We start from the raw sequence: 12,340 nt of genomic DNA, 5'->3' as shown, positions 1-12,340 counted from the left end.
CTTCGAGTGGTGACGTTGGTGATACCCGGGGGCCGGCGGCCCGCGGGCTTTGTGATGGCATTCAGCTGTGTGGTTGGCGGTAGCTGCTGCCGTTAGTGCATGTACAGCCCGCCGTCGACGTTCAGCGTCTGGCCGGAGATGTAGCCGGCATCCTCGCCGATGAGGAAGGAGATGGCCGCGGCGATGTCGCGGGTAGTGCCCACCCGGTTCACCACCAAGTCCTTGACCAGCTCATCCTTGCGTTCCTCGCTGAGGGTGCCGCCCATGATGTCCGTGTCGATCGGCCCCGGCGAGATGGCGTTGACGGTGATGTCGTATTCACCCAGTTCGCGCGCTGTGGCGCGGGTCAGCCCGATGACGCCGGCCTTGGCCACCGAATACGGGGTCTTGCTGAAGGTTCCGCCGCCGCGCTGTGCGGAGACGGAGGAGATGTTGACGATCCGGCCCAGCCGGTTCCTGGCCATCGATTCGGCCGCCCGGCGGGTGGCGTAGTGGACGCCGTTCATGTTGATGTTGATGACGCGGTCCCACTCGGCACTGTCGAGTTCCAGGTAGGGCACCGGTGAGCTGACGCCGGCGATGTTGGCCAGGGCCACCAGCTGCGGCAGTTCGGCTTCGATCTCGTCGATGGCGGCCCGGACCGACGCTTCGTCGGCCACGTTGGCGCCGGCGCCGTGGGCCTTGACGCCGTGCTTCCCGGCAAGTTCCTTGGCCACTGCTTTGCAGGCGGCGTCATCGAGGTCGATCACGCCGATGTTCCAGCCGCGCTCGGCCAGGTAGTCGGCGGTGGCACGGCCGATGCCGCGCTCGGAGACTGCGCCGGTAACGATCACCGTGCGGTCTGCGGGGAATGCTGTCATGAAGTGTTCCTTCTAAAGGGGGGTGGTGTGGGTCCCGGAAAGCGCTGCAGTCCGAAGAACTCAGGACAGCGGGGCGGGGCCCAGTTCCTCGATGAGCTTCTGCATGGCGACGTACGCCTTGTTCCGGTAGGCAACCAGGGCTGCGGTGCGGTCGGCGGGGACGTCGAGGAAGCCGGAGCCGGTCTTGGTGCCGAGCTGGCCGGCGTCGACCTTTTCCTGCAGGATCTTGGGGGTGGCGAACCGTTCCGGGAAGCCCGTCTGCAGGGACTTGTAGCAGAAGGCGTAGACGTCCAGGCCTGCCATGTCCGCGATGGCGAAGGGGCCGAAGAACGGCAGCCGGAAACCGAAGGTGGTGCGGACCAGGGTGTCCACGTCCTCCGCGCTGGCGATGCCTTCCTCCACCACCTGGGCGGCCTCGTGGAAGAGGGCGTACTGGAGCCGGTTCAGCACGAAGCCGGTGACGTCCTTGACGGTGGCGGTTTCCTTGCCGGTCTCCCCCACGATGGTGCGCGCCGCCTGCACGGTGGCCTCGGAGGTTCCCTCGTGCGGGATGACTTCCACGCCGGGGATGAATGGTGCCGGGTTGGAGAAGTGGACGCCCAGGAAGCGCTCCGGGTTTTCCACTACCTCGGCCAGTTTGGCGATGGAGATGGTGGAGGTGTTGGAGCCGATGATGGCGTCCGGGCGGGCTGCGGCGCTGATCCGGCCCAGGGTGGCGTGCTTGATCTCGAGGACTTCCGGCACGGCCTCCTCGATGTACTCGGCACCGGAGACTGCCTCTTCGATGTCCTTGGCTGCCCAAAGGTTTTCCTTGAGCAGGTCCGTGGCGTTGGCCGGGAAGAGGCCTGCCGCAACGAACTCGTCGGATTCCTTCAGCAGCCGCTCGTAGTTGCTCTGGGCGATTTCGGCGGAGACGTCCGCCAGGGCCACGCGGGCTCCTGCCAGTGCCAGGACCTGGGCGATTCCGCCGCCCATGTAGCCTGAGCCGACGACGGCGATGTTACGGGTGCTCATTTGGTTTCAAGTCCTTCCGACGCGCCCTCATAGGAGCAGATGGCGTCTACTTTGGCCGCGGATGCGGAGTTCTCATCGAAGCGGTAGCTGAGCCACTCACCCACCAGCTTCTTGGCAAGTTCCAGGCCGATGACACGCTGGCCCAGGGTCAGCACCTGTGCGTTGTTGGACAGCACGGAGCGTTCCACGGAGTAGCTGTCGTGGGCGGTGACCGCCCGGATGCCCGGTACCTTGTTGGCCGAAATGGCCACGCCCAGGCCGGTGCCGCAGATCAGCAGCGCGCGGTCCGCTTCGCCGGCGGCCACCTTGCGGGCTGCTGCGACGGCCAGGTGCGGGTAGGCGGTGGAGTCGTCGGCGCCGACTCCAACGTCCTCCACCGAGGCAACCCGGGGGTCCGCCTCCAAAAGTTCACGCAGGGCGTTCTTGTACTCAACGCCTGCTTCGTCGTTGCCGACGACGATGCGCCAGCCTGGCTGGGTGTTCTCGGTCATGATGTTCTCCTTAGGAGCTTTCGATGGTGGCGGCGTAGTCGGCCACCCTGCGGGCGATGAGTCCAAAGGACACGGCCCCGGGGTCCGGATGGCCCAGGCTCTTTTCCGCCAGCGGCCGTGCCCGGCCCTTTTTTGGGCTGAGCTCTGCAGTTGCGTCAGCGGCCTTTGCCGCCGCCTCCGCTGCTGCACGAAGGCTGGCAGCCAGGCTGCCGCCGTCGTCAATTGCCTTGGCGAAGGTGTCAGCGAACGGAAGCAGCGCGTCCACCATGGTTTTGTCGCCTGCTTCCGCCTTGCCCAGGGTGACGATGGCGTCACGGAGGGCGTTGACGGCCGCCGCTGCGTCTGCGGAAGTGTAGGAGTCCTTGCTGCCAAGGGTCTTTCCAATCGCGGTGACGGCCGCGCCCCAGAGGGCCCCGGAGGTGCCACCCGCGCGCTCGGCCCACTGTTCCCCCGCCGCGGCGAGGAGTTCCTCGAGCCCGGCGCCGGCGGCGTGGGACTTTTCGGCGGCGGCAACGGCGGCATCGACGCCGCGGCGCATGCCGATGCCGTGGTCACCGTCCCCGGCGATGGCGTCCAGCTTGCCGAGTGTTTCTTCGTGTTCGACGACGACGGCCTGCGCTTCCTTCAGCGCGTCCAGGGCCGTGGCGGCCAAGGCAGTCGACGCAGGAGTGGCGGCAAGCAACGGCGCCGTTCCGGCCTCCGCGAGGGACTCGACGGACCGCGCGCGCCTGGGAGCCAGGTTGCCCTTGCGGAAGGCAGGGGTGTCAGCCGGCGCGGACCAGAACTTTTCCAGTTCCCCGTCCAGCCAGAACAGCGTCAGGGACAGGCCGGACATGTCCAGGCTGGTGACCAGTTCACCGCACTCGGGCTCAACGATCTCCAGTCCGGCTTCGGTGAGCAGTGCCTCGATCCTGCCGAACAGCAGGAACAGTTCGTCGTACTTGACGGTTCCCAGGCCATTGAGGATGGGCACTACACGGCGGCCGGCAGTGTCCGGCTTGTCCTTCAGCAGACCGTCCACCAGCAGCTGGGCAAGCTCGCTGGCGGTGGGCAGGGGCTGTTCGGAGATGCCCGGTTCGCCGTGGATGCCCAGGCCCACCGACATCATGCCCTCGGGGACAGTGAACAGGGGCTCGCCGGCTCCGGGAAGGGTGCACCCGGCGAAGGCCACACCGAGCGAACGGGTGTGGTGGTTGGCCTTGATGGCAAGCCGCTCCACCTCGTCCAGGTCCAGGCCCGCTTCTGCTGCCGCCCCGGCCACCTTGAAGACGGTGAGGTCTCCTGCGATGCCCCGGCGCTTGCCGATTTCCTCGACCGGCGCGCTGGCGATGTCATCGGTGACCAGGACGGTCCGGGTTTCGATGCCCTCGGCGTTCAGCTTCTCCTGCGCCTGGCCGAAGTGGAGCACGTCACCGGCGTAATTGCCGTAGCTCAGCAGGACGCCGCCGCCGGTCTGGGATGCCTTGGCCACGCGGTAAACCTGCCCCGCGGAGGGGGAAGCAAACATATTGCCGCAGGCGCTCCCGGCAGCGAGGCCGGCGCCCACCAGGCCGGCGAAGGCCGGGTAGTGGCCGGATCCGCCGCCGATGACCACTGCCACCTGGCCCTCCGGTGATTCGGTGGAGCGGACCACACCACCGTCAACGCGGGCCACGTACTGGCGGTTGGCGGCGACGAAGCCGTCGAGGGCGTCGTCTGCGAACTGCGCTGGATCGTCAAATATCTTTGTCATGATTCCTCGTCGAACCGGTTGTCGGTTGGGATGCCGGGTTAGCGGGCCGGGACTGCCGCCGGGGTCTGCCGGCCCTGTGCCACCAGGCTGGTGCCCAGGGCGTAGCCTTCGCGCTTGGGCAGGACCTGGCTGCGCAGGTAGTCCTGGTTGGCTGCGGTGACGCTCAGGCCGTCGCCGCCGTAGTGTTCGGTGCAGATGATGCCCTGGAAGCCAACGGAGATGGCGAACTGGAAGGCCTCGCGGTAGCTGATGAGGCCGGATTCCATGGGGGCCGGCATGGCGACGTACTGGTCCCGTGCCTGGTCCTCATCGCGGATGTAGTTCTTGACGTGCCAGTAGTTGGAGTACGGCAGGGTCTTGTGCACCAGTTCGCGCCAGTCCTCGATGGGACGGTGAAGGCGGATCAGGTTGCCCAGGTCCGGGTTGAGGCCGACGTTGGGCAGGTCGATGTCCTGGACGAGCTGCACGGAGGAATCCCCCGTTCCCAGGTAGGTGTCCTCGTACATCTCCAGCGATACCAGGAGGCCGAGTTCCGCTGCGTGCTTGCCCACTTCGCGGATGCGGGTGACGGCGTTGTTCCACGCTTCCTTGTCCCCTGCCGGATCCTTGTGGCCTTCAACAGTCCAGAACCACAGCTGCTTCTGCTGCTCGGGGGTGATGGCCTGGTGCAGGCCGATGGAGACCACCTCGCACCCGAGGTGCGCTGCGGCCTCGAGGGTGCGGTGGGTGTAGGCCAGGTTGTCTTCCCAGTTTGCTTCTTCGATCACGCTGCGGCGGATCGCGGAGATGGAGGGCAGTCCCAGACCGGCTGCGGTGGCGGCGGACTTCAGTTCATCCAGCCGGGCGGGCGAGAGGTCGCCGGGGCGGACCCAGCTGTCGGTGAGGTCGGCGTTGGTGAAACCGGCGTCGGCCACTTCTTCGAAGACCTTCTGCCAGTCGCTTGCGGGGGCGTCCTGCACGGTGGTTCCATCGGGCCTGGTTCCCGGGAACTGCAGCAGGGCGGCGGCGATGGGCCAGTTTTCAGCGGTGTACGGCATTGTCACTCCAGATCTAAATCGCATTTCCTATAGGATCTACGCTGCTTGTGTTCCCTGTCAAGGGCCTGTTTGTTATGCCTGCTCAAAGCAGGGACGGGGTACGGCGGCAGCTCCCCGGGAGCGCATACGCCAGGGGGAAACTGCTAGCTGCGAACTTCGCTGTCGTGCTGTGAGCGCTGCTTGACGCCCTCGATGTGGTCGATCATTTTTTGCCGGGCGAGTTCGGCGTCGCCGGCTTCAAAAGCCTTGAGGATCTCGGTGTGCTCCGCGATGGCATAATCGGCGTCGGTCACGCCCAGGCCGCCGAAGAAGCGGAAACGCTGCACCTGGCCGCCCAGCGCATTGTAGGCGGACAGCAAGAACTGGTTGTCCGCGAATTCTGCGATGAGGCGGTGGAAACGTTCATCGGCTTCCCAGTAGGCGCGGAATTCGGCAAAGGACGGACCGCGCGGGGCTGCCTTCAGGTCTTCGATGGCCTGTTGCAGCTGCCCGGTCAGTTCCGGATCCGCGTGCTTGCAGGCCATGAAGGCGTTGGCCGGCTCGATCACCAGCCGGGCGTCCATGAGGTCTGCCAGCTCTTCCGGCGAAAACAGGGGCGCCACGCGGTAACCGCGCAGGGCCATCCTCCGGACCATTCCGGTGGCTTCCAGCCGGGCGAGCGCCTCGCGGACGGGTGTTGGGGAAACGTCCAGTTCCCGTGCCATCCCGTCGATACTGACGGGCGTGCCGGCCTCCAGCCGGCCGTCCATGAGGGCAACAAGAAGCGCTTCATAAACGTGGTCGGCGAGGACCTGCCTGCTCACGCCACTGGAGGCCTGCTTCTTGGTTGCCATGTAGAAATCCTATAGCCGGAAGATGCTCGCAAACGCGAGTGTTATGGGCGCAGCGCCCTGAAGGTGCCGGGCCGCCGCTGGGCAGCCCGGCACCTTCAGGCTTGGGGGTCCTAGGAGACCTGCAGGCCGCCGTTGATGTCATAGGTGGCGGCCGTGATGTAGCCGGCGTCCGCACTGAGCAGGAACGCGATCAGCGCCGCTACTTCCTCGCGGGTTCCCACCCGGCCCATCATGATCCCCTCGGACATTTGGGCCTTGCGTTCGTCGGTCAGGGTTCCGCCCATGATGTCGGTGTCGATTGGGCCAGGCGCGATGGCGTTCACGGTGATGTTGTGCTCGCCCACTTCTCGGGCAAGGGCACGGGTGAACCCGAGGATGCCGGCTTTGGAGGCGCTGTAGGCAACCTTGGAGTAGGTGCCGCCGCCGCGCTGGGCGGAAATCGAGGAGATGCTCACGATCCTGCCCAGCTCCCGGTCAATCATGCCCTTGAGGACCCGCTGCGACACCACGAAGGTACCGCGCATGTTGATGGCGAACACCTTGTCCCATTCCGCCACCGTGGTTTCCATGAAGGGGGTGGGCGAGCTGATGCCGGCGAGGTTCACCAGTCCAACGATCGGCGGAAGCGCCTGCTCGATCTCCGTGATGGCACGGTCTACAGATGCCTCGTCCGACACATCGGCTCCCACACCTATGGCCTTGACGGCCCGGTTGGCTCCGATTTCCGCGGCCGCGGCCTGGGCGTCTTCGGCATTGATGTCCAGGATGGCGATGGACCATCCCTCGCTGGCCAGGCGGTCGGCCGTTGCGCGGCCAATGCCGCGGGCTGACGCGGCTCCCGTGAGGACTGCGGTGCGTTCTGCGGGGAATGGGTGCTGGGTTGTCATTGGTCTGTCCTAGTGGGTTTCGGCGGCAGGAACGGTGGCACCAGGGGCGGAGACACCTTCGGGCCGCTTGCGTGCGTAAAGGTAGGTGGCGGCGGCGGTCACGGCCAGGCAGGCGGCCAGGAAGACCAAGCCGGTCTGGGAGTTCCCGGTGGCATCCTTGAGGATGCCCACGATATAGGGGGCGACGAAGCCGCCCAGATTGCCCAGCGAGTTGACCATCGCCAACCCCGCGGCGGCGGCAGCACCGGTAAGTGCTGCGGAGGGCATGGCCAGGAACGGGGCGATGGCCGAGTAGATGCCCATGGCCGCAAGGGTCAGGAACACCATGGCGAGCACCGCGTTGACCGGCAGCAGGAAGCCTGCGCCCAGGAGGCCGACGGCGGCCAGCACCATGCTGATGCTGGCATGCCAGACGCGGTTGCCGGTACGGTCCGAGCGCTTGCTCCAGAAGTAGACGAACACCGCTGCGATGGCGTACGGGATGAAGACGATGAATCCGACCTGCGTCGAATCGAACGTTCCGAGCGCCTTGACGATGGTGGGAAGCCACAGGCCCAGGCCGTAGATGCCGCAGACCAGGCCGAAGTACAGCGCGGAGTAGGCGATGGTTCGAGGGTCCTTCAGGCCTGCAAGGAAGTTGTGGTTTCCGGCCTTCTGCTTGTGCGCCAGTTCTTCGGACATGGTGGTGGAGAGCCACTCGCGCTCTTCCGGTTTGAGCCATTTGGCATGCTCGGGGCGGTCCGTCATCACGAAGGGCGTGATGATGCCCAGGATGATCGCGGGGATGCCTTCAAGAATGTAGAGCCACTGCCAGCCGTGCAGGCCGGCGACGCCTTCAAGGTTCAGGAGCATGCCGGACACGGGAGCGCCGAGGGCGTTGGAGATGGGCTGGGCCAGGATGAAGATGCCCAGCACGGTGACGCGCTGCGCTGCCGGGAACCAGAGCGTCAGGTAGAAGAGGATGGCCGGGAAGAAGCCGGCTTCGGCCGCGCCAAGGAGGAAGCGGATGACGTAGAAGGTGGCTTCGCCGTTTACCAGGAACATGGCCGTGGCGAAGATGCCCCAGCTGATCAGGATGCGGGCAATCCATTTGCGGGCGCCGAAGCGGTACATACCGCCGTTGCTCGGGATTTCCAGCAGCGCGTAGCCCAGGAAGAAGATGCCTGCACCCAGCCCGTAGGCGGCCTCGGTCAGGCCGATGTCCCCCTGCATGCCGAGCTTGGCGAAGCCCACGTTGTTCCGGTCGAGGTAGGCAATGAAGTAGAGCAGGACGATCAGGGGCATGAGCCTCCTGCGAACCTTGCGGAGGGTGGTCTCGCCCAGTTCGCTGAGTGCGGGGGCAGCGGCACGGGAGGTCATCGCGTACCTCCCGCTTGTGTCTGGGGACCCTTGAAAAGGGAATGCGCGCGCATGAAGACTCCTTTGGCTGGCGGCATTTTGCGGGGATGCTGATATCAGATGTCTGATGTCTGACTGAGATTGTAGTCACAGGGAAAGGCGACCGTCAACACAGAAGGGGTGGCGCCAGAGGGCCTTTAGCCGGCGGTGGCTTCCGAGCGGCTGGACATGGCAAGGAACTGCTCGTAGTCCTCGAAGGTCTGGGTGATGTGCGCGTCCATGGTGGAGCGGGCGGTGGCAGGGTCACCGGCCGCAATGGCAGCCAGGACCATCTTGTGGTGGTGGATCGCGTGGCGCTGGACATCCGGGAATGCCGAGGTCTCCCGCCGCATGGCATACAGCAGCGTGGACAGCTGGCCCAGCAGGGCCGGCACAAAGGGGTTGCCGGAAGCGCGCAGGACTGTGTCATGGAAGGCGATGTCCGCCACGGTGAGGGCGTCAACATCGCCTGACTGGTGCGCTGCTTCCATCCGGTCCACGCTGTCCTGCAGGGCGGCGAGATCGGCAGGCCTGTGACGGGAGGCGGCAAGTTCAGCGGCCCCGGTCTCCACCATGCGGCGGACTTCAAGGAGCCGCAGCGCTACCTGGTCGGAGGCCACTCCCCTGGAGGCTGCCTGCATGATGGCATCCATGCCGGTCCATCGTTCCGGAGGGTTGACGAACGTCCCGAGCCCGCGTTTTACGTAGACCACGTTTTGGGCCTTCAGGACGTTCATCGCTTCACGTGCCGTCAGCCTGCTGACCCCGGACTCCTTGGCGATATCAGCTTCAGGCGGCAGGGCGTCGTCGGCCTTAATCTCTCCGCTGAGTATGTGCTCGAGGACCTTATCCACGACGGCGTCGACCAGGCTGCGTCGCTTTTCTGCCATCGTCAATCCCCTGCCTGGGCGCGCGGCGCCCCCTGATTTGCCTTACTCAACATTACTCGACGCCCCCGGTCAGCCGCCCGCCGTCGTCCCTTGCTAAGTGGCCGTGTTAAACAGGCAAACGCGGGGCCTCCCCGTCCCGGTCTCCTTGAGGGAACCGGGTCTGGGGTGACCCCGCGTCTGCGGTACTGCTAGAGGGCTGAGTAGACCTCGCGGAGCAGCTTGGCGGTCTCGGAAGGCGTCTTGCCAACCTTCACGCCGGCAGCCTCGAGGGCTTCCTTCTTGGCCTGGGCGGTCCCGGCCGAGCCGGAGACGATGGCGCCTGCGTGGCCCATGGTCTTGCCTTCGGGAGCGGTGAAGCCGGCCACGTAGCCGACGACCGGCTTGGTGACGTTGGCCTTGATGAAGTCGGCTGCGCGCTCTTCGGCGTCGCCGCCGATCTCGCCGATCATGACGATGGCCTTGGTCTCGGGGTCAGCCTCGAACGCGGCCAGGGCGTCGATGTGCGTGGTGCCGATGATGGGGTCGCCGCCGATGCCGATGGCGGTGGAGAAGCCCAGATCGCGCAGTTCGTACATCATCTGGTAGGTCAGGGTGCCGGACTTGGACACCAGGCCGATGGGGCCCTTGCCGGTGATGTTGGCGGGGGTGATGCCAACCAGCGCTTCGCCGGGGGTGATGATGCCGGGGCAGTTCGGGCCGATGATGCGGGTGACCTGGTTGCCGTCGGCGTCCACCTTGGACTGGGCCAGGGCCCAGAATTCGGCGGAGTCCTGGACGGGAACGCCCTCGGTAATGACCACGACCAGGCCGATGCCGGCCTCGATGGCTTCAACCACGGCGTTCTTGGTGAATGCCGGCGGCACGAAGACGATGGAGACGTCCGCGCCGGTTTCCGCCATGGCTTCCTTGACGGTGCCGTAGACGTTGATTTCCTTCTCGCCGTGCAGGACCGTGGTGCCGGCCTTGCGGGCGTTGACGCCGCCAACGATGTTGGTGCCGGCCTTGAGCATCAGGGCGGTGTGCTTGGTGCCTTCACCGCCGGTGATGCCCTGGACGATGACCTTGGAGTCCTTGTTGAGGTAGATAGACATGGTGCGTCCCTTACTTAGCTGCGTTGGCGAGCTCGGCGGCCTTGTCGGCGCCCTCGTCCATGGTGGCGGCCAGGGTAACCAGCGGGTGGTTGGCCTCGGTGAGGATGCGGCGGCCTTCCTCGACGTTGTTGCCGTCGAGGCGGACTACCAGCGGCTTGTTGGCGGAGGTGCCCAGCTCGGCCAGTGCACCGACAATGCCCTTGGCGACGGCGTCACAGGCGGTGATGCCGCCGAAGACGTTCACGAACACGGACTTGACCTGCTCGTCGCCCAAGATGACGTCCAGGCCCGCGGCCATGACCTCTGCCGAGGCTCCACCGCCGATGTCCAGGAAGTTGGCGGGCTTGACGTTGCCGTGGTTCTCGCCGGCGTAGGCAACGACGTCGAGGGTGGACATGACCAGGCCGGCGCCATTGCCGATGATGCCTACTTCGCCGTCCAGCTTGACGTAGTTGAGGTCCTGCGCCTTTGCCTTGGCCTCAAGGGGGTCTGCTGCGTCCTTGTCCTCAAGCTGTGCGTGCTTGGGGTGGCGGAAGTCGGCGTTCTCGTCCAGGGAGACCTTGCCGTCGAGGGCCAGGATGTCACCGTTGCCGGTCTTGACCAGCGGGTTGACCTCCACCAGGGTGGCGTCTTCCTTCTTGAAGACGTCCCAGAGCTTGAGGATGACGCCGGCAACCTTGCCGCGCAGTTCCTCGGCGAAGCCGGCTGCTGCGACGATTTCGTCGGCCTTGGCCTGGTCGATGCCCACAGCGGGGTCGATGGCGATCTTGGCCAGCGCTTCGGGGCGTTCGACGGCGAGCTGTTCAATTTCCATGCCGCCCTCAACCGAGCACATGGCCAGGTAGTTGCGGTTGGCCCGGTCCAGCAGGACGGAGAAGTAGTATTCCTCGGCGATGTCCGCACCCTGGGCAATCATCACCTTTTTGACGGTGTGGCCCTTGATGTCCATGCCCAGGATGTTGGAGGCGTGCTCAAATGCCTCATCGGCGGACTTTGCCACCTTGACGCCGCCGGCCTTGCCGCGGCCGCCTACCTTGACCTGTGCCTTGACAACGGTAACGCCGCCGATCTTCTCGGCAGCTGCCTTTGCTTCTTCTGGGGTGTACGCCACGATGCCGGCAAGCACGGGTACACCGTGCGCCTCGAACATATCGCGCGCCTGGTATTCAAACAGGTCCACGGTTTAGTGTCCTTCTACGTCGAAGTAGTTTCGGTACAGTCGGGCACCATCGAAAGACGATGACCGGGCTGCGGATTGCACGCACCGGCGGCCTGTCTGGAAACGAGCCACGCGGCGTAATGCTCCATGGGGAACTCTAGTCCTTTAGAGGGACCGGGCCGTCCCAGACTACCTCTTATGTGAGTAAGCACACTATTCTACGGAGCGTAGAAAAACCGCGGATTTACGGGGTTTTTGGGGCCGCTGACTGCGGATTTGGACCGCTTGCGGGCGGGCCGGCGATCAGTTCGTAACGTTCAGGGGAAACGAAGAACCCGACGCCGGCCGAGACGTTTCCGCACGCCACGCCGCCGTTGTAGGCGGAACAGCGCAGCCCGTTGCGTTCCAGGTTCTGCCCGTCGGCAAGCACGGGCAGCTGGGCCAGTGGCCCGGTCTTGGTTCCCTTGGGCCCGTAGGCCGCTTCCATGGATGTGACGCCCGACCTGCATTCCCCATAGCGGGCGCTGTCCGGGGCCAGCAGCGCCACCCCGCCCAGGTACCCCAGGTGGGTCCCGGCACAGTCGTCCTTAATGTCGCCTGGTTGCGGTGCCGGGTAGGTGGCCAGCTCGCAGTGCGCCACCGGAACGATGGGCAGCTTGTTGTTGGCGGAGTCGGTGTAGCGGTTCTGCTCATAGGGAAGGTTCAGGTGCTCCCCCCGGGCAGAGGTGAGCGAGCAGGCGACGGTCCGGTCCGCGGTGATGAAGGAGAGGACGTCGGTGCCGCTCGAGAACGCCTTGCCGTCGGCCAGGGGCGCCTTTTCCAGCTGCTCCATGGGTTTGAGCGGGGCGGGCGGGACGTAGCCGGGGTCCTTTGTGGTCACGCTGCACCCCGTGGCGGTGATTAGGAAAAGGGCGGCGAGCATCCCCCATGTAGTCCGTCGCATGGCCTCCATTATGCCCGGGGCGGGGC

12 protein-coding genes are annotated in these 12,340 nt (G+C 65.6%); all 12 read right to left on the bottom strand.

The window, feature by feature from the left end:
• Positions 1 to 92: 92 nt before the first annotated feature.
• The 12 genes from ACIGJD_RS04060 to ACIGJD_RS04005 all read right to left on the bottom strand — a co-directional run bounded on the left by ACIGJD_RS04060 (position 93) and on the right by ACIGJD_RS04005 (position 12,293).
• Positions 93 to 860 carry an SDR family NAD(P)-dependent oxidoreductase gene (locus ACIGJD_RS04060; RefSeq protein ID WP_483688404.1) on the bottom strand — a complete coding sequence of 256 codons (768 nt, stop codon included), beginning with the start codon at positions 858 to 860 and terminating at the stop codon, positions 93 to 95.
• 60 nt (positions 861 to 920) lie between these two features.
• The gene (locus tag ACIGJD_RS04055; protein ID WP_483688403.1) at positions 921 to 1,874 is read right to left on the bottom strand and encodes a 3-hydroxyacyl-CoA dehydrogenase family protein; all 954 of its coding nucleotides are present in this window, start codon (positions 1,872 to 1,874) and stop codon (positions 921 to 923) included.
• Positions 1,871 to 2,365 carry a ribose-5-phosphate isomerase gene (locus ACIGJD_RS04050; protein ID WP_483688402.1) on the bottom strand — a complete coding sequence of 165 codons (495 nt, stop codon included), beginning with the start codon at positions 2,363 to 2,365 and terminating at the stop codon, positions 1,871 to 1,873. Before ACIGJD_RS04050 ends, ACIGJD_RS04055 begins: the two co-directional genes overlap by 4 nt.
• 10 nt (positions 2,366 to 2,375) lie before the next feature.
• Positions 2,376 to 4,097 carry a dihydroxyacetone kinase subunit DhaL gene (gene dhaL, locus ACIGJD_RS04045; protein ID WP_483688401.1) on the bottom strand — a complete coding sequence of 574 codons (1,722 nt, stop codon included), beginning with the start codon at positions 4,095 to 4,097 and terminating at the stop codon, positions 2,376 to 2,378.
• A gap of 38 nt (positions 4,098 to 4,135) precedes the next feature.
• Complete coding sequence (locus tag ACIGJD_RS04040; RefSeq protein ID WP_483688400.1) at positions 4,136 to 5,134, bottom strand: sugar phosphate isomerase/epimerase family protein; 999 nt, start codon at positions 5,132 to 5,134, stop codon at positions 4,136 to 4,138.
• Between the two features lie 143 nt (positions 5,135 to 5,277).
• Positions 5,278 to 5,967 (bottom strand): GntR family transcriptional regulator, encoded by a 690-nt coding sequence (locus ACIGJD_RS04035; RefSeq protein ID WP_483688399.1) that lies wholly within the window; start codon positions 5,965 to 5,967, stop codon positions 5,278 to 5,280.
• A 110-nt stretch (positions 5,968 to 6,077) separates the two neighbouring features.
• On the bottom strand, positions 6,078 to 6,854 hold the full coding sequence (locus ACIGJD_RS04030) for an SDR family NAD(P)-dependent oxidoreductase (protein ID WP_483688398.1): 777 nt from the start codon (positions 6,852 to 6,854) through the stop codon (positions 6,078 to 6,080).
• Positions 6,855 to 6,863: 9 nt separating this feature from the next.
• Positions 6,864 to 8,213, bottom strand: a complete 1,350-nt coding sequence (locus ACIGJD_RS04025) for an MFS transporter (protein WP_483688397.1) — start codon at positions 8,211 to 8,213, stop codon at positions 6,864 to 6,866.
• 176 nt (positions 8,214 to 8,389) lie between these two features.
• Positions 8,390 to 9,121 carry a FadR/GntR family transcriptional regulator gene (locus ACIGJD_RS04020; protein WP_483688396.1) on the bottom strand — a complete coding sequence of 244 codons (732 nt, stop codon included), beginning with the start codon at positions 9,119 to 9,121 and terminating at the stop codon, positions 8,390 to 8,392.
• A gap of 188 nt (positions 9,122 to 9,309) precedes the next feature.
• Complete coding sequence (gene sucD, locus ACIGJD_RS04015) at positions 9,310 to 10,212, bottom strand: succinate--CoA ligase subunit alpha (protein WP_142131017.1); 903 nt, start codon at positions 10,210 to 10,212, stop codon at positions 9,310 to 9,312.
• A gap of 10 nt (positions 10,213 to 10,222) precedes the next feature.
• On the bottom strand, positions 10,223 to 11,392 hold the full coding sequence (gene sucC / locus ACIGJD_RS04010; RefSeq protein ID WP_483688395.1) for an ADP-forming succinate--CoA ligase subunit beta: 1,170 nt from the start codon (positions 11,390 to 11,392) through the stop codon (positions 10,223 to 10,225).
• A gap of 223 nt (positions 11,393 to 11,615) precedes the next feature.
• Positions 11,616 to 12,293, bottom strand: coding sequence for a hypothetical protein (locus tag ACIGJD_RS04005; protein ID WP_483689425.1), 678 nt, complete (start codon positions 12,291 to 12,293; stop codon positions 11,616 to 11,618).
• Positions 12,294 to 12,340 lie beyond the last annotated feature (47 nt).

Source organism: Arthrobacter sp. E1SS-5 (assembly GCF_057073715.1).
This window is presented reverse-complemented; position numbering and strand designations above follow the sequence as displayed.

Excerpts from the sequence above, each read along its gene's own strand:
- ACIGJD_RS04040 (WP_483688400.1), bottom strand. The coding sequence starts at position 5,134 with ATGCCGTACACCGCTGAAAACTGGCCCATCGCCGCCGCCCTGCTGCAG.
- ACIGJD_RS04020 (WP_483688396.1), bottom strand. The coding sequence starts at position 9,121 with ATGGCAGAAAAGCGACGCAGCCTGGTCGACGCCGTCGTGGATAAGGTC.
- ACIGJD_RS04025 (WP_483688397.1), bottom strand. The coding sequence starts at position 8,213 with ATGACCTCCCGTGCCGCTGCCCCCGCACTCAGCGAACTGGGCGAGACC.
- ACIGJD_RS04050 (WP_483688402.1), bottom strand. The coding sequence starts at position 2,365 with ATGACCGAGAACACCCAGCCAGGCTGGCGCATCGTCGTCGGCAACGAC.
- ACIGJD_RS04055 (WP_483688403.1), bottom strand. The coding sequence starts at position 1,874 with ATGAGCACCCGTAACATCGCCGTCGTCGGCTCAGGCTACATGGGCGGC.
- ACIGJD_RS04005 (WP_483689425.1), bottom strand. The coding sequence starts at position 12,293 with ATGCTCGCCGCCCTTTTCCTAATCACCGCCACGGGGTGCAGCGTGACC.
- dhaL (WP_483688401.1), bottom strand. The coding sequence starts at position 4,097 with ATGACAAAGATATTTGACGATCCAGCGCAGTTCGCAGACGACGCCCTC.
- ACIGJD_RS04030 (WP_483688398.1), bottom strand. The coding sequence starts at position 6,854 with ATGACAACCCAGCACCCATTCCCCGCAGAACGCACCGCAGTCCTCACG.
- ACIGJD_RS04060 (WP_483688404.1), bottom strand. The coding sequence starts at position 860 with ATGACAGCATTCCCCGCAGACCGCACGGTGATCGTTACCGGCGCAGTC.
- ACIGJD_RS04035 (WP_483688399.1), bottom strand. The coding sequence starts at position 5,967 with ATGGCAACCAAGAAGCAGGCCTCCAGTGGCGTGAGCAGGCAGGTCCTC.
- sucD (WP_142131017.1), bottom strand. The coding sequence starts at position 10,212 with ATGTCTATCTACCTCAACAAGGACTCCAAGGTCATCGTCCAGGGCATC.